1 protein-coding gene is annotated in these 383 nt (G+C 43.9%); it reads right to left on the reverse strand.

Features of this window, described 5'->3' with window-relative positions:
• Nucleotides 1–270, reverse strand: a 270-nt coding sequence (locus Y882_RS19645; RefSeq protein WP_211259234.1) for a hypothetical protein, incomplete at its 3' end; no start/stop codon positions are given.
• Nucleotides 271–383: the final 113 nt, after the last annotated feature.

Here is a 383-nt window from a genome sequence, read left to right on the forward strand (position 1 = left end):
GTCGTAATAGGGGAAATATGTTGCAGTAACTGTCACACCGTCTTCTTGGGACAATGCTGATCGCACACCAAAATATTGTGCAGCCATCAGACCGATATTTTGTTGTGGGACAGGGACGATTTTAGTATTTTCTAAAACAGTCTCTACAGTTTCAACCTCTTTTTCATCACGATAGTCTCGTTTCACACTTCCCCCACTTTTATACTTAGTTGCTTTCGGGTTTGGCTCACCGAAACGGTTATATGCAGATGCCATAAATTTACTTCCCATTAATTCTGCTCCTTACTACAGGCCCGTTTGCTAAGAATTGGGCTTTTTGCCAGCCACGGGGTGTGAGGCTTCGAATCAGCTTCGTCCTTGCATTTTTTCCACCTAGCTTAGCG

Source organism: Dyella japonica DSM 16301 (assembly GCF_001010355.1).
GTDB lineage: Bacteria > Pseudomonadota > Gammaproteobacteria > Xanthomonadales > Rhodanobacteraceae > Dyella > Dyella japonica.